Raw genomic sequence first — 21,103 nt, 5'->3', positions numbered from 1 at the left:
ATGACCGCTATATCCCGTGCCACTCGGGACTCCCCATGCAAAGAAAAACAGACTTGCATGTTGGAACTAGGATTATACCTAGTGGGCGCTTGGACGACCCTAAAGACCCATCTCTAAACTGTTCTTTAGGACGCCGCCAAGTTCGTGCTTGTTGCGATGTTTCGACTGGCATTGAGATCGGCATGAGCTTTATGACCGCAGTTCTTACAGTGAAATGCCTCGCGATTTCGATTGGATCGCTCCGCATGCTTACATGCGAAGCAGGTTTGGCTTGTTTGATACGGGTCAATATCCACCACAGGAATGTTAAATGTAGCTGCTCGTTCTTTGATGCATTGTTTCAATTGATAAAACGCCCATGAATGAATCGTTTTATCTGCTCGTTTCATGCTGCGACAAGTCTTTCGGATATTCTCCAGTTGTTCGAGTTTAATCATCGGTCGTTCGAATTGCTGCGCAAACGTCACAATATCTTGGGCTAGTTTTCGGTTGTAGTCTTTCATCCAACGGCTTTCTTTTTGACCTACGCGTTCCATAGCACGCTGTGCCTTTTTCTTTCCTAACGAACGACGAAGGGAACGAAAGTGACGTCGCTTATAGCCGACTTCTTTGCCTGAAAAGAATTGCCGTTTGCCACTTGTCGGTTCAGACAGAACCACAAGGTGTCTCAATCCTAGGTCAACACCGATAGATGTGTAATCCGTTAATGGTTTCGTAACGGATGGATGGTTGTTACCTAGATCCAAGTCAGAACTTACTTGGATGGGAATGGCGACATACCATCGTCTTCCTTTACGAAATAATTCCACGGTTCCCCGGAACTCTCGAGTGTGACTTGTTAGAAATGGAAAATAACTTTGGACATCTTTTGTTTCAACCACAGGAAGAGCCTTTTTACCTTGGTTGCTTGTAAAGGCGATATACCACCTTCCGTTTTTATCGACAGTATTCCAGTTTTGGTTATTAATCTTGATGTTAAGAGAATTTCGGAATACAGGAATTGTTTTCGCTATTCCTTTCTTAAAATCGGAAACAGCTTTCTTCGCTCGACGGATGCCTTCGTTCTTAATGGCTGATTTTAAAGGGAAGGATACATCTTTAGACGAAAGCTTTTCACCGTTTAGGAGGCGTTCCACACAATGATTCACGCATGAGGCATAGACAGCCTGTTCTTCCATGAACTGTTTGTGCTTTTTCTTCGTTACATGCTTTAACTTTACGAGAATCGTTTTCGTGGCCATGTTTTCACCTCCCATACCTATTATACCAAACGTATGTTCGGATTAGAAGGTTTAGTTTTCTGTTTTTTTAAAAGACAGACCATCGGGATTCATCCCCTCATTGAAATAAGGGGAGTTCTGCCTATATTCCGTAAACAAAAAAACAAAGAAATTTTAGGGGGAAATATTAAAAATAGTGCATACGGACAGTGGCTGCATTTTCTGTAACGGTGCTCCATCCACACGGCAACAAGCAGCACCGCGACTCCGATTGTTTGAATCGTAACATGAATCGCATCCTGCCAGATAACTGAAACTAACCGCCGAAGTACGTTACCAGCGTTAACAATACCCAACTGATTAATATATCTGTCGACCCTCAGGAGTTTTCACTGCTTCTTCGTTTACCTTTTGTAAAAGGTCTTCCATTGCAGGAGCTGTTTCTGGCCTGCAGTCAATCTCGAGCAGCGTACTTCCGTAAATGGTTGGGTGAATGTGACTTTCGATGAACCCTGGCATTAACGTCTTTCCGTTTAAATCGATGATTTCTGTATCTTCCGTTTTCCATTCGTACACAAATGAGTCGTCCCCAACAGCTGCAATCATTCCATCTTTCACCGCCACAGCACTGGCTTGAGGAAATGAATCATCCATTGTCAGTACATCGCCGTTGAAGAAAATTACATCAGACTTCCTCATGATTTTCTGCTCCCTCCTACGTGAACGCCTCTCCTAATAGGAAAAATAAATCCAGTTAAAAAGTTAACTGGATCCTGTGGAGTTGTTCAATTATTTTATAATTTTCTAAATATTAAGTTATCATCACACTGCCTCTCTGTAAAGCAGTTGTCAATACTCGACATAATAGTCCAAGCCGGAAGAATACGCAGATTCTGCCGGCTTGGCTTTTAAAATAATTATCAGCTGAATGCCACTATTAAAATTGAAAATGATAGCGGGTATTGAAATCCACTAACTGCTTATTAATAAACAACCCCCGCACTACTTCAGTATTGAAATGGTGTGGGGGTTGTAATAAAAAGCTGCTATTCTTTCTTCTAACTTCATTTCACTAATCAGACATTACCATTTGACTCTCACTCTTTTTTTTACTCTTTGTCTGATTCTGTATCTTCCTCTTCCGATTCAATTTCTAAATCTTGTTCTGCTTCTGGTGCTTCCGTTTTAAATTCCTCAGATGCCGCTGCTTCGTGATAATGCTTATCAGGAGAAGGGTCAAACGGATTAACGTTCCCGCGTGAAACATAGCTCTCAAGCATCGCTTTCAAGTCCATTCCGGTAGTTTCCTTTAAAGATTCCTGAATACCCAGCATAGTTGAAGTTACACTATTCGCCACTTTCGCGGACCCGCCTTGAGAATTGGATCCTCCCATATCAATCACTTTCATATCTTTAATCTGTGATAAAGGAGCGGATACCTTCTCTGCATAATCAGGCAACACATTGATCATCATCTCCATAATGGCGGCTTCTCCATACTGCTCCATGGCTTTGGCCATTCGTTCTTTCGATTCTGCTTCAGCTATACCACGCTGGCGAATAACTTCTGCTTCTGATTCACCCTTAATGCGCTCCTTCTCTGCTTCTGCTTCTGCCCTTTTCGTCGTTTGATAAGCTTCAGCATCAGCGATGGAGCGGCGGCGTTTATTTTCTTCCTCTTCAAGTTCAACCGCACGCTGTTTCTCGATATACTGGACTTTCAATTCTTCGTCTTTAACTTGCTGAGCAAGCTTTTGACGTTCAATCTCACCCGCTTGTTCAGCATTAGCTTTGGCCCGATTCGTATCTTTTCGAAATTCAGCCTCTTTTATATCTTTCTCTTTTTTCGATTCTGCCACATCAGTTAAACGGCGAATCTCTTCATTTTGAGCTTCCTGGTCGTTCTTCGCTTGATAAATCCGTGTTTCTTTTTGCGCATCAGACTCTGCCATATTCGCTTTCTTCTGTACTTCAGCAATATGTGGACGCCCGAGGGCATCAATATAACCGTTCTCTTGATCAACGTCCTCTACGTCATTTAAGGCGAACGAAGTAATTTCAAAGCCCATACCTTTTAAATCAGATTCAGCAATTTTTTTCACCTGAGTATTGACCTCTTTAAAGTCATTGTAAATCTTCTCGATAGGCAGCGACGCAATGATGGAACGAAGATGACCGTTTAAGACATCCTTCAATTCGGATTCTCGCTCATCTTGCTTTTTCCCTAAAAATTTCTCGGCAAAATTCGCCATGATCTCAAGTTCACTGCCGATACTAATCACTGCTGTACTCGCTACGCGTACCGGAATCCCTTCCTTGGTATAGGCTTTATCCGAATTGACTTGCAGCTGAAAAGAGGTCAGATCAATCGGTGTAGCGGTTTGGAACATACGGAGCCGATATCCTCCCCCACGAATAATCTTCACCGAGCGTCCATTATCGTCCTCAAATACATTCTTTTCCTTCTCGGGATCTCCTAACTTTGGTCCCGTCACAATCAAGGCTTCATTCGAGCTTGCCGTTTTATAACGCACTTTAAAAATGATAAACGTAATAATTCCCCCGGCAACAACTAAAAAGCCAATAATTCCTAAAATCACAAACAATAATGCACCTTCGAGCATTTCCATTCCCCCTTAAAATTCTAAAACCCCACATAATAATCAATCTATGTATAAATTGGGTTTCTACTATTACCATTTTCGAGTTATGGCTAGTTAATCATCGGAAACCTCTTAATTACGTGGGTACCTCTCTAATATGAATACGTGTGGAAAGATGAATTGGTTTCAAAAAAACAGCAGAAATTAGAATTCTACTGGTTTTCATGGAGTAAATTGTAAAAATTTTTTGTACACATTTTTCAAAGCAATAAGCCAGCAGAATCATGAAGTTCTGCTGGCTTATCATCAATATTTTACTCCCTTCCCTAGTTCAATTTGTTACCTTCGTCTCCTCTAATAATTAGTTGATAAGGAGTGGTCTTTATGGATAATTCTTCACTTTTAATATCTATTATTTTTTCCACATAAGTTTCAATTTCTTTGACCTTATCCTTCGTTCCCCACGAAAACCACCCGTTTGATAAAGATGTTTTTATAATAATTTGCAACGGTTTTGGATGAAAAGAATGCGCAAATCCTGTTACATCTTCAAAATTTTTGTCGGTTTCTTCCATAATGGAACGGAAAATAGGAGACCACTTCATTTGATTGGTTTCTTCCTCACTTTTTCTGTTCACTTTAATGGTTAAATCTATATTCTTTTTGGCATATATGGCATCGTGTACACGCTTTTTTAAATCTTTACGAACACTTTGATAAAGTTTTTCTGATTCCTTTATTTCTATTGTCATCGCTTTAGGTTCTCTTACTCTTACGCTAATTGAGCTAACCTTGATATCCCCTGCTTCTTTTAAAGTTTCGTGAGCAATATCAAGTAATTCATTTATTAGCTTCTCCCGCTTTTTATCCTGTTCACTCGGCTCTTCTAATCTTCTATCCGCTACTTTCACACGAATGTCTACTTCGCCCAGCTGATGGGAAGTAACCAGCTTTTGAATGATATTCTTTATTTCCTTTTCGTTTTTTTGTTTATAGTGCTTATTCTTAACCTTAATCGTAATGGAGGGAGGCTTTGAAGAAAAAACATCACCAATCGAACTCGAAAAACTACCTTTCAAACCTCTTTCTTGAAGTTGTTTATGTAAATCTTCATGAAAAGATCTTATCGCTTCGTTCTCCCTCTCCGTTTCCTCCATGCTATGTTTAATCCTTTCTTCTAATTGTTCACTTTGTACCGTTTGATGACTAGAAAAGGAATAAACTAAACAAACGATGATCACACAAGCTAAAGCTGTCCCAATTCCAATACCTATCCTCTTCTTCATCTGCTCCCCTCCATATTTGAAACGAATTGGATAATATGGTTTGTACTACAATATATATGTCATGAATGATCATAAATACACAAATACTGGAAATAGTAAGGAGTAAACAACAGATAAGGGTGGTGTACAATGGGAGATTCTCGACACGTGCAGTTGACTGCTACTGAAATCGGAATTATCTGGTCACTATATCAATTTAAAACCATGATGGTAAGTGTGCTGGAACATTTTAAAGAAACGGATGACAAAGAATCACAAAAGATCCTCACAAAGCTTTATGAAGGTGAAGTTCGCATTGTGAATGAATTGACAACTATATTTCAAAATGAACAAGCGATCGTCCCCATCGGCTTTACTGAGCAGGACGTCAGAAAAGGTGTACCCCGTTTATTTGACCAGGATTTTGACTTGATGTATGTACGTACGATGGCAAAAGTCAGCATTGGCTATTATGCATTGTATAGTACCATGTCCTATCGAAAAGATATTAGAAGTTTAAACAACCGTTTGACTAAACACGCTCAGAAAGTATACGACAACATTACTGAAGTCTTGTTAAACAGGGGTACGCTGGTGCGTCCGCCTCACATTTCCGTACCGAAGGAAGTTGAAATTGTAAAAGATCCAAAATACATCAGCGGATTTCCATTTTCTCAGGAAAAGCGTCCTTTAAACGCCATGGAAATCGGGCATTTATGTTACGGCATCGAAACCAATACAGCTGGTATGCAGTTGATGACGGGCTATGCTCAGGCAGCTAGAAATAAAGCTGCTAAGAACCACTTTCTCAAGGGGAAAGAAATCTCACAGAAAATAATCACAGAACTCAGCGACATTCTGTTGGAAAGTAACATCCAAGCCCCGGTTACATTTGCAGGAAAAGCGACGGATTCTACCACACCTCCCTTTTCAGACAAGCTGATGATGTATAACACCAACCTACTCAGCACTTTTGGATTAGGAAGCAATGTAATTGGCGGGGCGTTCAGCTTCCGTCCTGATCTTCCTGTGAAATTGGCTATGCTGGCCAAGGATATCTTCACTTATTCAAAAGAGGGCGGAAAAATTATGATTGAAAACAACTGGATGGAAGAGCCGCCCCAAGCGGAGAACCGAAATGAATTAATCAATAAAGAGAAATAAAAGAGGTCGAAAAAAGTGTAAATTACCTTGGGAACATTCTTCTTTCATTTTTTATTACACCTTAGCGGGAAGCGATAAAGTCGTATCTCAAAATGATAGCGGCCTGTCTCAAAACGATAACTCCCTAACTCAATGTTTTAGCGACTTAACGTAACAGCATAACGCCCTAACTGAAATTTCTTTATTAACTGTTCTACAGACTCATCCCCTTTCACGTGATATAATGAAAAATCTCATGTTTTACGAAACTTTCCATTCAATGAACCGTATGAATAAAGGAGAAGGATTAGATAGCCTCATTTAAAGTACAGCGTTGTGGTTGTACACATTCTTGAAAGGGGATTACATATGAACAAACGTATTGTGGCCAGTATCATTGCCGCGAGTATATTGCTGATCGCGATTGCATTTCAGAGTGTCAGCTTTTTTATGAATCAAAGTATTACTGAAAATACAACCTCGATGTTTTCAGTAAGTCAGAAGCCGGAGGAGCAAATCATTGAACAAGGTTCGACTGCTAACAGAATTGTCCAGCTTGAAGTAAATGGAACAATTATAAACAATCCGGGGTCAGGTTCCAATCCTTTTGGGTCTGGAGGGTATCAACACGAGCAGTTTCTCAAGAAATTAGAAACCATCAAAAAAGATGACAGTATAAAAGGTGTGCTGCTCTATGTGAACTCACCAGGCGGAGGAGTTTATGAAAGTGCCCAAATCCATGATCAGCTTCTTGAAATTAAAGAGGCTGGTAAAACGATTTACGTTTCCATGGGCGGAATGGCCGCTTCAGGAGGTTATTACATATCAGCTCCGGCTGATCGAATTTTCGCTTCAAACGAAACATTTACAGGTTCGCTTGGTGTGATTATGCAAAGCATTAACTATCAACAATTAGCCAATGACTTTGGCATCAAGTTCAACACGTTCAAAAGTGGTGAATTCAAAGATATTATGAGCCCAACGAGGCCTATGTCTGAAGAAGACCGCCAAATCATTCAGACTCTTGTTGATGAATCCTACAAGCAGTTTGTCGAGGTCATTGCTTCAGGTCGCGATATGCCTAAAGACAAAGTCTATGAGCTTGCGGACGGCCGGATTTATTCTGGTAAGCAAGCCGTTGAAAACGGACTCGTCGATGAAATTGGCTTTAAAGATGAAGCATTGAATGCATTGCAGAAAAAAATTGGAGGAAATCCGCAAGTGATTAAATATAAACAGAACAACATCGGCTCCTTCTTTAACCTGCCAATGGCCAAGAGCTTTTTACCAGACAGTGAAGTCCGCTTCATCAAGCAATTGATCAGTAACCGTCAAGGACCAACCTTGATGTACATGTACAGCGAGTAAGGAGGGACAAATATGGAGACTACCGAGCACCATCCTAATGACATACCGCTCAATGAAATGTTCAGAGACCAAAAAGACGATATGCAACGAGTATTTTATGCGGGGTTCGGCCCCCGTTTTGTCGCCTACCTGATTGACCTGATTGTTATTTGGGGCGTTAATTCGATTGTGACCAGGCCGATCCTCCGACTGTTGAACCTCGAGGAGGCAAAACTCTGGATCAACATGTTTAGTGCAGCAAATATCACGACATCGATTATCTTTTTTCTCTATTTTATTTTGATGACAAAATTTTTCCGTGCGACACTTGGTAAAATGATTCTTGGCTTATCTGTCGAATCACTGAATGATCAACCTCTCACCAACGGGCAAATCATTTTTAGAGAGTGTATTGGCAGGTATATCAGCATGGCGCTCCTCGGCTTACCTTACCTCGTTGTTGCCTTTACGAAACGCCACCAAGGAATTCACGATTTATTTGCAGACACTTCGGTTATAAAAAATAAATTCAAACGTCTCAATGATTCAATTGAGGATTCTGAATGAGTGAACGGCACCCATCCTGCTTCGTCTAAATAAGAAGCAGGATGTTTTTATTATCAGCTCCACATTAAGCAATACCATACTTTTGACCAATTTGTGAAATAGTGAGCAAGATGCTTGTGTATTAGCTACTCTCCGATTATACTAAGGTTACAATCAATTTGTGAAGTATTTCACAAATTATAACTAGGAGGATAACCATATGAAAATTGCAGTCATCGGAAGTACACATGCCGGAACAGCAGCAGCCACTACGATTGCGAATTTATATCCTGATTCAACGATCACTGTTTATGAACGAAACGACAACGTATCATTCTTATCTTGCGGTCTTGCTCTATATGTAGGAGGTATTGTTGATGACCCTCAGGGCTTATTCTACTCCTCCCCAGAAGAAATGAGAGGGTTAGGCATTACAATGAAGATACAGCATGATGTTCATGATATCGATACAGACCGACAATTCATTCATGCAACGAACCTGGTGACGGGAGAGGAAGTCACCGACGATTATGATAAACTCATCATGACGACAGGATCATGGCCTGTCACCCCGCCGATCAAAGGGATAAACCTTGATAACGTACTGTTAGCCAAAAACTACAATCAGGCCAATACCATCATTGAACGGGCTGAAAAAGCAGAACGAGTTACCGTTGTCGGTGCAGGATATATCGGTGTGGAGCTCGTAGAAGCATTCGAAAAAGCTGGCAAACAGGTGACGCTTATCGATGGGGCTGAACGAATTTTAAATAAGTATCTCGATGCTGAATTCACTCACGAAATAGAAACTGATTTCCACAACCGCGGCATCAAGCTTGCTCTTACACAAACTGTGGAACGCATCGAAGGTCAGAACGACTCTGTGAACAAAGTCATTACAGACAAAGATGAGTATGAGACAGATCTAGTCATTATGTGTGTAGGTTTCCGACCTAATACTGAGTTGTTGAGAGGAAAAGTTGATATGCTGGATAATGGAGCTATTACTGTTGATGAGTATATGAGAACAAGCAATCCATCCATTTTCGCAGCTGGCGATTGCTGTGCAGTCAAGTATAACCCGACTGGAGGTCATGCCTATATTCCACTCGCTACAAATGCTGTTCGTATGGGGACACTTGCCGCACGGAACTTATTGGAACCAACGATTGCAAATGTTGGGACGCAGGGCACATCCGGACTGCATATTTACGATTTAAACATGGCCTCTACTGGATTAACAGAAACATCTGCTTCTCTCATGGGCTTTCATGTGAAAAACATCACAATCGAGGACACGCACCGCCCTGCCTTTATGCCTACAGCAGAAAACGTAAAAGTAAAAGTAACATTTGACCCTGATACAAGACGCCTTCTAGGTGCCCAGGTGATATCAAAAGCAGATGTTACTCAAGCCATCAACACAATTTCTGTTGGTATCCAGCAGGGGATGACAATCGATGAATTGGCTTTTGTAGACTTTTTCTTCCAGCCACACTTTAACCAGCCATGGAACTTTTTAAATAAGGCAGGTTTGGCAGCCCTTCGTACAGTAAAACAGCCTGAATATGTATAAACCCATCTGCTGATTCAAAAAATGGATACGAGAGTAAAGCCAACAGAAATGAACTCTGTTGGCTTTAGTTCTACTCAGTCCTTTGAAGTTGGCTGAAGATTATATAGGCTTTCCAGCTAATGGTCTAGTTTCCAAACTTTAATTACCTTCCGTTAATTTTTCGCTTCTACAATACTGGTGAAAATAGTCTAGCAAAGGATTCCTTTGACCTCACAAGAAATCCTCTATTACGATAAGGTGAACTTTTGACTCTCATACTGTCCTTAAGGTCCTGTTCGTAGTTATGAACTAATTTCTTTACACTTTCAGTTCGAAACAGAAAGAGATTGACCTCGAAATTCAAGTTTAAACTCCTAAAATCGACATTCGCCGTTCCAATAGAAGCATAACGACCATCGACAATCATAATTTTTTGGTGCATAAAACCTTTACGATACATATGAATATCAATACCTTTGTCCAGAAGTTCATCAAAGTATGAGCGTGTTCCATATTGAGTAAGAAAGCCATCACTAACTTCGGGAACCATTAATTTAACATTGACTCCTTTCTTCGCTGCCATAGCAAGTGCTGTTCGTATATCTTTATTAGGAACAAAGTAAGGAGTCGCAATCCAAACCGATTGTTTAGCAGATGAAATCATAGTAAAATAAAGATCCCCCATGATCCCTCTATTGGCATCCGGGCCACTAGCAACTACTTGAACTCCCCCCTTGGGTTCTTTTACGTCTTTGGCAAATCCATATGACTTTAATGGAAGATGCTCTTCAGTCAAGTAGGACCAGTCAGCAAGAAATATAGCGTGCAAGCTACCAATAACTTCGCCTTTCACCAACAAGTGGGTATCACGCCAAAATCCTATATTAGGATCTAATCCCAAATATTCATCTCCAATATTTAAGCCGCCGACAAAACCGGTTTTTCCGTCAACGACAATAATTTTTCGATGATTTCTAAAGTTAATTTTTTGATTAAAGAAACCTCTTTTTACCGGCAAGAAACAAGCTGTCTTTACACCTGACTCTTCCATCCTGCTTATCGCCTGATTGGACATTTTCAAACTGCCGACATCATCATAAATAACTTTAACCTCGACACCCTTACTCGCTTTATCAATTAATATCTCAATGATCTCTTCCCCAATTCCATCATCCCGAAATGTATAATATTCCATATGGATAAAGGACTGGGCTTGCTTCAAACCGTCTTTGATGGCAGAAAAGGTTTCTGATCCATTTTTCAAAACTTGTGTGTCTGATGTAAAACTGATTGGAAAGTGGGCATCATTTGTAATCAGTTCAGAAATGAATCGTTCTTCCTCGCTTAGATTATTTAAACCAGTGGAGGAGATTTGCATAAGCTGACCTTGCAAATACTCTTCATTTTCTTCTCTTTTCTTTTCAAACAAATGACCTTTGACCTGCAGCTGGCCTGAATAGACAAAAAACATATAGCCGATTACTGGAAAAAATATAATCGCATACATCCATAAAAGTGTCTTATAAGGTGAACGGTTCTCCAACATGAGAACGTAACAAACTGAAAAAATAACGGATACATAAATAGTTAGCGCCAAAGTCTTAATCCAAAAGGGATAGGCGGTTAAAAACACAACACAAAAGCTAACAATCAACAAAATCACGAAAAAGATTTGTCTAACCTGTTTCATTCTCGAAAAAACTCCTTCAATACAAAAGACTAGAAATTCAGTCTGGCCAAAAGTGATCAACTATACGTGCTGCTAAGAAGGCCTCTTAGCTTTTCCATACTATATAGATCACCAACGCTAAAAAAATGTTAAAGTCAGACCCTCATCCTGAAAGCTGACCGTTCATCTAGACATTTTCATTTGCAGATGGGTAAAATTTCTCTGCGATTTTCTTGTACCCGTCAATGTTATTGGTTATCTTTGCAAGCTGATAGAATTCCTCCAATAAGAAGGTCTTATCTAATTCATAGATAAGTTTGTTCTCAATATGGTCTAACGTATTGCATCCAAACTTCCATATCACTTCATGTTTGGACTCGTCAATAGATGCTGCAACCATGGCCAGACCGCTAATAATTTCCGTAATAATCAAATGATTGTCACCGGCATAATGGCGTATGAAACCAAAACCGCGGTAAATATAGTACTCAAATGTTTCTTCCTTCATAATAATGCGAACTTGGCCATTCTCATCAGCCAAATAGGGTGTAAATGTAATGTAACTATCTATCGAGAGCATAAGTTCAGTCATCTTATGAATGGTGTTCGCAGCTGTCTTAGGGTCATCATTTCCTACAGCTTTGATAGCGATCTCGGCTAGCTTATGCATTCCCATTTGAATATCTTGAATTTCTGTTTCCTTGTGACCCATTTCTATCAATTGGAGATACTTCTTCTGGTCAACGTTCTTAGCGCCCGGCCCCCAGAAGCTGTAAAGAACATTTCCCTCTAGAATATAATCTCCTACTTGTGAATGTAGTTCTATAATAATATTATCTTTCCCAGCCTCTTCAATCATCTTTCTATAATGGATCAGCTGCAAGTAGCCTGAAGTCTCTATTTTGACTTGCTCAGCCAATTTACGCTCCTCTTCCATCAAGTCGCCTTTTTCTATTGTACGGTAAGGTTCCAATTCTACCCTTAACGTATCGTAGACAATTTTTTCGGACACTTCTTTCATACTATAGGTAATATTATGGACCTGCATCCACGTCGTTGCGTGGTTAATAAAATAAATAAATGTAACGGATGCTATAAATGCCAGAGCTATCGTCACCAGTGGAATTGTGACAAACACTTCGTTTTCTGCACTTCCAATAAACAAAAACAGTACCAGAACATAGATAAAGCTCCCATTAAAGACACCAAGAGCATGCTGTGTTTGCTTATCCGAGGTGAAATTTAAGAGCATCCGCGGAGAAAATTGACCACTGAACGTAGTAAGCACAACGAGCAAAGAGTTAATTGTGAACGCACTTAGAGTCAAAATCCCTCCAATCAACGTACTCACAAGCGTCCTCGTTACCGAAGCATTAAAATGTAAAATCTCAAACGTGTATGGTGCTACATTTACGACTAAATCAAGAAAAAGCGTTACAGCTACAAGCAAGATGGCTAGACCTATGTATAGAATAGGCATATACCATAAAGTGGATTGCATTTCATTTTTACGCTGTCTTTTGGACATCTTTAAATATTTTCTTAGCGATACTGGTAATACATCAAGTAACAAGAAACCAAACCTCCTTCAATCTACTATAAAACTAGTTCTCTATTCCCCCACATAGAAGATACAAACCCAAAAGATCCCTCTTGTCATTCCATTATAAACGGGTTCTGTTTTCCTCTATGATAAATTTATACTTTTTCTCAGGAAGCACCTTAGATTCTTTAATATGATCCATAAATTGTTGAGCCTCCTCGTAGCTTTCAAAGAGAAGTTCCTGTTCATTTTTATCAAACTCGATTCGTAGCCCGTTATCATCTGTAGCAATAATAATATAATTCATCTTGAACTCCTTTCCATTCAAAATTCTCAAAAAATAAAATAAAAAAGCCGAAAAGATTTAGTATCTTTTCGGCTTATGTCCAGCTCTAATTGTCCGGCTCATTTCTACCTTGTATTTGGTTTTAAAATAAAGAGAATGTAGCTTTTATCTTGATCAAAATCCCAGTCTGCGAAAACATCTAACACTTCTTGTTCTAAGATCGTTTCGCAATAAGATTGTCTTAATAAAGTTTTTTCTAGCTTTCGCTTCGTTAGTTTCAATACCTCGCTAAACCCGGAACGAATTAATTCCTTCTCGATCCGTACGAGAATACCCTCTCGGATTATGAGGAGTGTGCGGGAATTTAACATATATGACTCAACTTTTTCTGGTGCTTTCTCTGCTAGTTCACTTACACGGGTAATTTCATCATGAAGCTTCTCTTTAGCAGAATAATCAAGCGACTCATTCTCGTTCTCCTCGCAATCAGATATCGTACATACAAACATCCCTGACTGATTTGTCAGTGACCAGTCATAGTACATTTCATTTACTTGGAAACCCGTCATAAGTTTGAGAGTTGCTTTAATCTCAGGCAACAGTTGGTACATTAATAGGTCTCGAGTTTCCTCTACCTTCATTTCATTATCCTGGCCAACGAGTACACGCTCCATTGGTGCTAAGAATCCTCGAAGATAGATGGTGATATACGGTTCTTCAATTGAAGCATACACGGAAGAAGGTCCCTTACCAAAATTGTCCCGTAATAACTTTCCTATATAACTTGCTACTTCTGACTGCAATGACTTCTTATCCATGCACTTCATTCCCTCTTTATAGACTGGACTTTATTTTCCTGTCTCAACCATACATTCTAAAGGTTATTTTGCTCAATAGCAAATTTCCCTATCCATGACGTACTATATGGAACCGTTTACGCACCACAAAAAAGCTGCCGGTCAAAACCGACAGCCTCTAATATAGATTAACCTGTATTTCGCAGACCTGCAGCAATTCCGCTGATCGTTAGCAGTACTTCCGTGAGGGTCTCCTCATTGTCATCACCATGTTCACGGAGATCCTTAATCAATTCAACCTGCAGGAAGTTTAACGGGTCTACATATGGGTTTCGCAGCTTTACAGACTCTTGAATTGTCGGCTGCTGATCGAGCAATTCCTCGTTTCCCGTAATTTTCAGAAGAACCTGTTTCGTCCTCTCGTATTCCTCCACAATATTTTGGAAAATTCGTTCTCCAAGCTCCTGATCCTTGACCAGCTTTGTGTACTCTTGAGCGGTTTGGATATCCGCCTTCGTCAAGGCCATCTGTAAATTATGAATCGTGGAACGGAAAAATGGCCAGTTTTCATACATATGCTGTAACTGCTTTAAGTGATCGTTACTACGAGATGCATAGTCCTCAAGCCCTGTGCCTGCCGCATACCATGCGGGGATCAGCTGACGATTTTGCGTCCAGGCAAAAACCCAAGGAATGGCACGCAAATTCTCAAATTTCATACTGTCTTTCCGCTTCATCGGGCGTGAACCAATATTTAATTCACCAAGCTCCTGAAGCGGTGTCGCCTCGTTAAAGTACGTTAAAAAGTCTTTGTCGGCGAAGACGAGCGATTGATATTTTTCAAGTGAGACATCTGCCATTTCTTCCATGGCCTGTGTCCATGATGCCTCATGGTGATCAACTTGTTCCGTTTCTTTGGACACATGAGCCGCTCCCTCAACTAGCGTCGATACACCTTGCTCAAGACTTCTGTAGGCAATATCACGCAGCAGGTAGCGAGAAGATAATACTTCACCTTGTTCCGTAATTTTCACACCGTCCCCCAATGTTTCAGCTGGCTGTGATAAAATGCTTCGATTTAGAGGACCTCCACCACGGCCAAGCGACCCGCCGCGTCCATGGAAAAACTTCAAGCCAACATTGTACTCTTTTGCCATCTCATGAATCTCTTGCTGGGCCCTATATAATTTCCAGTTCGCTGTCAGCGTACCGCCATCTTTACTGCCATCGGAGTAGCCCAGCATAATTTCCTGATGATGATTTAGGTCTTTTAAGTGCTTACTATAAATATCCTTTTCAAACAGTGTTTTTAAGATTTCTGGACCGGCTATTAGATCATCTACCGTTTCCAGCAGCGGTGCGACATTCAAGTTACTCTCTACACGGCCGTCAGCGTGCAGACGATAAATTCCAGCTTCTTTCGCCAACACCAACACTTCTAACATGTCACTTGCTGACTCGGCCATACTGATCAAATAAACTTCAATCGAACGTTTTCCGAACTCTTTATGAGCATCACGAATCAATTGGAACACTTTCAACATTTCCTGCGTCTCTTCACTATAGTCCTCATTCAGAAGAGTGATCGGACGAGGATCTTTTAAGACATCCTCGAGCAGCTCAACTTTTTCCGATTCAGAAAGCTTCGCGTAGTCACTATGAATGCTCACTTTTTGCAGAATTTCCGTGATGGCCGCTTCATGCTCCCCGCTATGGTTACGGATATCAAGTGTAGCTAAGTGGAATCCGAACAGCTTCACTTGACGCACGAGCTTGTTAAGCATTTTCAGTTCACGCTTCGTCGGCTGATGGTGTTTCACACTGTCTTGAATCACATGCAGATCCGCAAGCAGGTCATCGTCAGATGGATAGCCTGTTTCCGACTTTCCTACCTGGCGCAAACGTTCCAGGATTACCGCAAATTTACGACGGTACATTTCTTCCTTGACCTTCCACCTTTTATCCAGAGGAATCAAGGACTCGTCCTTTTCAACGGAAGTAATGAGTTCGTCACTTACTCTTACACGATTCGTTGAATGGCTAAACCGCTTCATTAATTCAATAAGTACAGCCTCATACTTTTTCAAAACTAACGCCCGCTGTTTCTTAAGGGTTTCCCATGTAAGCTCTGGCGTGACATTCGGGTTCCCATCACGGTCCCCACCAATCCAGGAGCCGAAACGAAGGAAGTCAGGAACTGTCCAATCATCCTCAGGATAGCTTTCCTCTAGACGATCCTCCAATTCCTGGTGGATATCAGGAAGTACATCAAATAACGTCTCATCAAAATAGTATAAACCATTTCGAACCTCATCCATGACCGTCGGTTTACGCTGCCTTAATTCATCGGTCTGCCACAGTACGGTCACTTCGTTAAACAGACTCTCCTGAATACGTTCACGTTCATTATCCGTTAACTGAGGATGATCAAGCTGTCTTAAAATCGTAGCAATACGCTTCTGAATTTCAAGTACCGTTCGTTTCGTTGCTTCGGTAGGATGTGCCGTAATGATCAATTCCAATGATAGTTCGTTGAGCACATTCTGGATGACCCCTTTATCGATTTGATGATCCTTAAGCGAGAGCACCGCACTTTCTATTGAAAAAGGCTGCACCCCTTGGTCTTCAAAAAGCTGGTATTCACGGCGCCTGCGAATACGATGGTTCTGCTCAGCAATATTCACGAGGTGGAAGTAGATTGAGAATGCGCGGATGACTTGCGAACGCATCGGAGGTTGAAGGGTTTGGATTTCTGTTTTTAATTGCTCATAGGTAGAGGTATCCCGGTTTCTTCTAAGCTCTTTCGTTAATTCACGGATTGTTTCCACTTTGTTTAATAATTCTTCTCCGCCATGATGAACGAGAATCTCACCAAGCATATGTCCGAGGAGACTCACATCACGTCGAAGTGGTGTAGTATGGTCATTTTTTTCTTTTTGGATTGTCACTCTTTCACCATCCTGTAATTGTCTTATTTGGTTGAGCGATGATGTAACCTCGCTCATATTTTAATTATGTTATCAGAATTTTTTGGATAGTCAAATGAATGAATCTATTCATGAACTTTTGTAAGCGCTTACTAATATAAAAGGATTTAAAAGAATGAAAGCGGATACTATACAGATATCACAAGGGATAAAGCAACTATCATTTGATCACTTTTGCAGATTTACCTATTTTCAAAAAAATTATTTCTCTGTCATCGATTTGAATGAGTTTCATACTTCGCAGCCCTTCCATCATCTGGACGAGGAGATGGTGATCGTGGAAATAACACGCTTTCCGTGAGGTGGGACAAAAGTGTTTTTATCAAATAAAAATCCGAACTAAGTAAAAACTATATTGGTGCACATAAACCGCTACGCAAATATACTTCGCTAAAACAGCACCTCATTCGTCTTTTTACTTAAGCAATTTAGTTATGCCCCATCCCCACCCCCCATTCTCTTTTAAAAATACGGAGCCTTACTCAGATTCAACAACTGGACAATTGTGGAACATACCAATAGAAAGTGACTTGTGAGATTTTTGTTAAAGAGCCATTAGAAGGCTTTAATATGTAAATTTGAAACAGGGGAACCCATATAATATGAGTTCCCGCTGCTTCAGGCTATTTGTTTCTGTCTGCCATACTTGACTCGGCGATTTTAATCATTTGTTTGACCATTTCGCCACCCACCGATCCGTTTTCACGCGCAGTCGTGTCGGCACCAAGCTCAACACCAAATTCCATTGCAATTTCTTCCTTCATCCGGTCCATTGCATTTTCTGCACCAGGCACTAACAATTCATTCCGATTGTTTTCCGCCATCGTTGATCACTCCTCGTGGGGTTGGAACCTTTACTGTTCCATATCCTTAGGATTAGAACTCTTTCCGTTCTTTACACGTGTTAAATATCTCCATCCCTCACGCTTATGAGCGCCTCTCTCCCCCTTTAAATAGTTCTTCAAGTTTTTGTCGTCTGTACTGAAAAATTTCATGCAGTTTTTTTTCCACATTAATTTTATGTGCGAAACGGCCAATGGCGGCAAAGGGAAGAGCGTAGTGAACGATATCTGCATTTCGACACCACTTTCAATCTCTTTAAAATGGTGTTGATGATGCCAGAATCGATAAGGTCCAAACCGCTGTTCGTCGATGAAGTATTTCCCCTCTACCATGTGAGTAATTTCTGTAACCCAACGCAAAGTAATACCTTTAAGGGGCTGTATGCGATAGGTTGCCACCATCCCTTGATACATCTTGTCCGGCAGCTCGCCGGTGACCTCGAACTTCATCCAGGACGGCGTAATGTCTGATAAGTTTCCTGCATTAGAGAAAAATGACCAAGCGTGCTCCAGACTAATCGGGAGTTGCTGTTTCACCTTCTTCACATATATTTTCAAGTATCTCTCCCCTTTCCATTAAAAATTGTCTGGTAGTGTCATTCCCTTCCAGACACCTCTTCAATCTACAGGATTTTTGATGAGCTCATCTCGTTCATCGTCAAATAGGCAGATCAATCATTTTAGAAGGTTTATACCCAAGAAAAGACATAAACGAATAAACTACTTTATGAGGAAAGGAGGTTAGAGGATGTCTTCATACGATCCATACCAGCCTATGTGGAATCCTTACCGTCACAACCAGGGTGAAAGCGGTGGAACTCAAGGACACGGAGGTGCTGAAGACGATAGCGGTCATCACGGTGCACATCACGATGACATGTACCAGATGGGGTCCCACCACCAGAGTTCTCTCCCTTACCATGGTCAGGGATACCCTCCCTATCCCGTCCCTTCGTACAACGGTTCCTCTTCGGATTTGCAATATATGATGCAAGCCATCATCAGACTGGAGAGCCAAATGGAAAAGATCAGTCAATTAATGACACAGTATCATGAATTACTTCAATCCATGCACGATCAAGAAGATACCAAGTGTGTGCAAGGTAGTGGCGGCGGCGCCATCATCGTTAGAATGTAGAGTTTACTAATGGGAAGGTCTCCTTAATTCACTAATTAAGGGGCCGAACTTATGATTGATCATGGATGGTCAGAACAACCACCTGGAACCCTGAATAAACAACAGCTTGCTCGTACAAAAGACACCGAATAAATATCGTTTGTCCTTCGTCAGCAAACCTAAATATAACCACGAAAAAAGTGCCGGCACAAGTTTCAGCGGCGCTTTTTCTTTGTTAAACATAAAAAAACATCTAGGAATATTTAATTATTGAACTTAATACTATAGGGGGGTATAGTATAAGAGAACGATAATAGGTAGAAGGAGGTATTGTATGATAGGTAAAAGACAGTGGGCTGGCATCGTAATTCTGATCTTCACTATGATGTTAGCAGCATGCAGTAGTAGTAACGAAGAATCAAATCAGGATACCAACGAGGAGACTTCCAAAACACAATCAGACACTGAAAGCCATACGGATATGAATCATTCCAGTTCAGGTGAAGTCCCTGAGGGATTAGAAAAGGCAGAGGATCCAACCTTTGAAGTTGGCAGTCAGGTAGTAATTGAGAAAGGCCATATGAAGGGGATGCAAGGCGCAGAAGCAACTATAGAAGGCGCTTTTAACACGACCGCCTACGTAGTTTCCTACACTCCGACAACAGGCGGGGAAAGAGTAGAAGACCATAAATGGGTCATTCACGAAGAAATTAAGAACCCAGGTGAAGAACCGCTTGAGCCCGGCACTGAGGTCACCATTCAGGCTTCACATATGAAGGGAATGCATGGTGCTACAGCGGAAATTGAGTCTGCCAAACAAACTACAGTTTATATGATTACTTACACCCCCACTACGGGTGGAGAAGAGGTAACAAACCATAAATGGGTCACAGAAAATGAATTATCTGAGAAGTAAAAGTACTAAGGCGCCTCGCATTTTTGCCAGGCGCCTTTTCTCACACTTATTTTACTTCGACTGTCCATTGATGAGTATCTTCCACTTTCCCTGTTTGAATACCCGTAATTGTATCATAGAGTTTCTGAGATAACTCCCCAATTTCATGGTTGTTGATCACCATTTTATGACCCAGCCAGTTTAATTCCCCTACTGGAGAAATAACAGCAGCTGTACCAGTTCCAAAGGCTTCTTCCAAGCCACCCTCTTCGTACACCTGATACAATTCGGCGATGGAGATTTTGCGCTCAGTTACAGGGATCTCCCATTTTTTCAACAACTCAATGATCGACATTCTTGTAATCCCATTTAAGATACTTCCATTTAATTCAGGTGTTACTACTTCTCCATTGATTTTAAAGAAGATATTCATGCTGCCAACTTCTTCAATGTATCGTTTCTCTACTCCATCTAACCAGAGCACATCTGCATTTCCCTCGTTGTTCGCTTTCGCTTGGGCCTGGTAACCTGACGAGTAGTTCCCTGCCGTTTTTGCCGTACCTGTTCCGCCTTTAACAGCTCGTGTAAACTGCTCTTCGACATTGATCTTAACAGGCTTTAAGCCACCGGAAAAATAAGGACCCACCGGCGAAAGAATAATCATAAATTTATAAGAATGTGACGGCGCCACAGCCAGATTCGTTTCCGTGGCGATGATGAATGGCCGGATATATAATGCCGTGCCTTGTGTGGAAGGAACCCACTCCTGTTCCAGGCTGATCAATTGATTCAGATAATACATCACACGTTCTTCATCAATCGGCGGGATACTAAGCCGTTCACTTGAACGATTTAGTCGCTGCAAGTTTTTAGAAGGTCTGAATAATAGAACTCGATCATTTGCTGCCCGATAAGCTTTTAGCCCTTCAAAAACCGTCTGTCCATAATGAAAAATCATGGCTGCAGGATCGAGCGTCAGCGGTTCATAAGGAACAATCCGTGGGTTATACCATCCCTTGTCCGTATCATAATCCATAACAAACATATGATCCGTAAATGTTCTCCCAAATGGAATATGATCTGTTTCAGGTTTCGGTTTCTTGTTTTCTGTTTCTACGATTTCAAGCTGATATTCACTCATTGACAGGACTCCTAACTGAAATTGGTATTGGTTTACTTCTATGACGCTTGAAAGTCAAAAAGTATAATTAGTAATCATTGTACGGAATCCGTCTTGCATATGAAAGTCTTTCGCACCAATTCATTAAAAATTTATATAGCCATAAGT

General features: G+C 40.9%; 18 protein-coding genes. 6 read left to right on the top strand and 12 right to left on the bottom strand.

The genetic code is table 11. The annotated features are described in order from the left end of the window. Window positions 1-125: 125 nt before the first annotated feature. The 4 genes from B5354_RS03630 to B5354_RS20645 form a co-directional block, all read right to left on the bottom strand. On the bottom strand, window positions 126-1,241 hold the full coding sequence (locus tag B5354_RS03630) for an RNA-guided endonuclease TnpB family protein (RefSeq protein WP_176142398.1): 1,116 nt from the start codon (window positions 1,239-1,241) through the stop codon (window positions 126-128). Between the two features lie 339 nt (window positions 1,242-1,580). Further along, a complete protein-coding gene (locus tag B5354_RS03625; RefSeq protein WP_079526002.1) occupies window positions 1,581-1,919 on the bottom strand; it encodes an amidohydrolase family protein in 339 nt (112 codons plus the stop codon). Window positions 1,920-2,329: 410 nt separating this feature from the next. Beyond that, a complete protein-coding gene (locus tag B5354_RS03620; RefSeq protein WP_079526000.1) occupies window positions 2,330-3,844 on the bottom strand; it encodes a flotillin family protein in 1,515 nt (504 codons plus the stop codon). A 305-nt stretch (window positions 3,845-4,149) separates the two neighbouring features. After that, entirely contained in the window at window positions 4,150-5,109 is a 960-nt protein-coding gene (locus B5354_RS20645) for a hypothetical protein (RefSeq protein ID WP_245804697.1), read from the bottom strand. A gap of 129 nt (window positions 5,110-5,238) precedes the next feature. Between B5354_RS20645 and B5354_RS03610 the strand changes: the two genes are divergently transcribed. From B5354_RS03610 to B5354_RS03595, 4 genes are all read left to right on the top strand, one after another. After that, a complete protein-coding gene (locus B5354_RS03610; RefSeq protein WP_079525998.1) occupies window positions 5,239-6,252 on the top strand; it encodes a DUF3231 family protein in 1,014 nt (337 codons plus the stop codon). Window positions 6,253-6,600: 348 nt separating this feature from the next. Then, entirely contained in the window at window positions 6,601-7,599 is a 999-nt protein-coding gene (gene sppA, locus B5354_RS03605) for a signal peptide peptidase SppA (protein ID WP_079525996.1), read from the top strand. A 12-nt stretch (window positions 7,600-7,611) separates the two neighbouring features. Then, a complete protein-coding gene (locus B5354_RS03600) occupies window positions 7,612-8,145 on the top strand; it encodes an RDD family protein (protein ID WP_079525994.1) in 534 nt (177 codons plus the stop codon). Between the two features lie 199 nt (window positions 8,146-8,344). Beyond that, entirely contained in the window at window positions 8,345-9,700 is a 1,356-nt protein-coding gene (locus B5354_RS03595) for an FAD-dependent oxidoreductase (protein WP_079525992.1), read from the top strand. A gap of 166 nt (window positions 9,701-9,866) precedes the next feature. Here the strand turns inward: B5354_RS03595 and cls are convergent, their stop codons facing one another. The 7 genes from cls to B5354_RS03555 all read right to left on the bottom strand — a co-directional run bounded on the left by cls (window position 9,867) and on the right by B5354_RS03555 (window position 18,361). Further along, window positions 9,867-11,369: a cardiolipin synthase gene (gene cls / locus B5354_RS03590; protein WP_079525990.1), complete on the bottom strand. Its 1,503-nt coding sequence runs from the start codon at window positions 11,367-11,369 to the stop codon at window positions 9,867-9,869. A gap of 166 nt (window positions 11,370-11,535) precedes the next feature. Beyond that, on the bottom strand, window positions 11,536-12,921 hold the full coding sequence (locus B5354_RS03585; RefSeq protein ID WP_079525988.1) for a DUF2254 domain-containing protein: 1,386 nt from the start codon (window positions 12,919-12,921) through the stop codon (window positions 11,536-11,538). 91 nt (window positions 12,922-13,012) lie between these two features. Further along, complete coding sequence (locus B5354_RS03580) at window positions 13,013-13,198, bottom strand: hypothetical protein (protein WP_079525986.1); 186 nt, start codon at window positions 13,196-13,198, stop codon at window positions 13,013-13,015. A 104-nt stretch (window positions 13,199-13,302) separates the two neighbouring features. Further along, on the bottom strand, window positions 13,303-13,995 hold the full coding sequence (locus B5354_RS03575) for a Na-translocating system protein MpsC family protein (RefSeq protein ID WP_079525985.1): 693 nt from the start codon (window positions 13,993-13,995) through the stop codon (window positions 13,303-13,305). Between the two features lie 167 nt (window positions 13,996-14,162). Then, a complete protein-coding gene (gene ppc, locus B5354_RS03570; RefSeq protein ID WP_079525983.1) occupies window positions 14,163-16,979 on the bottom strand; it encodes a phosphoenolpyruvate carboxylase in 2,817 nt (938 codons plus the stop codon). A gap of 605 nt (window positions 16,980-17,584) precedes the next feature. Next, window positions 17,585-17,785, bottom strand: a complete 201-nt coding sequence (locus B5354_RS03560) for an alpha/beta-type small acid-soluble spore protein (RefSeq protein WP_079525979.1) — start codon at window positions 17,783-17,785, stop codon at window positions 17,585-17,587. Between the two features lie 30 nt (window positions 17,786-17,815). After that, on the bottom strand, window positions 17,816-18,361 hold the full coding sequence (locus tag B5354_RS03555) for an SRPBCC family protein (protein ID WP_217700245.1): 546 nt from the start codon (window positions 18,359-18,361) through the stop codon (window positions 17,816-17,818). Window positions 18,362-18,551: 190 nt separating this feature from the next. On the opposite strand from B5354_RS03555, the gene B5354_RS03550 reads away from it, so the two are divergent. Together B5354_RS03550 and B5354_RS03545 are read left to right on the top strand one after the other, a co-directional pair. Continuing rightward, the gene (locus B5354_RS03550) at window positions 18,552-18,941 is read left to right on the top strand and encodes a hypothetical protein (protein ID WP_079525977.1); all 390 of its coding nucleotides are present in this window, start codon (window positions 18,552-18,554) and stop codon (window positions 18,939-18,941) included. 313 nt (window positions 18,942-19,254) lie between these two features. Beyond that, window positions 19,255-19,836 (top strand): YdhK family protein, encoded by a 582-nt coding sequence (locus tag B5354_RS03545; protein ID WP_079525975.1) that lies wholly within the window; start codon window positions 19,255-19,257, stop codon window positions 19,834-19,836. A gap of 46 nt (window positions 19,837-19,882) precedes the next feature. On the opposite strand, the gene B5354_RS03540 is transcribed toward B5354_RS03545, so the two are convergent. Beyond that, a complete protein-coding gene (locus tag B5354_RS03540) occupies window positions 19,883-20,956 on the bottom strand; it encodes a branched-chain amino acid aminotransferase (protein WP_079525973.1) in 1,074 nt (357 codons plus the stop codon). Between the last annotated feature and the right edge of the window lie 147 nt (window positions 20,957-21,103).

Origin of the sequence: Halobacillus hunanensis (assembly GCF_900166655.1) — a bacterium.
Taxonomy (GTDB): Bacteria; Bacillota; Bacilli; order Bacillales; family Halobacillaceae; genus Halobacillus_A; species Halobacillus_A hunanensis.
Note: the sequence above shows the minus strand (reverse complement) of the source record. Positions and strands in the feature narration are given on the sequence as shown.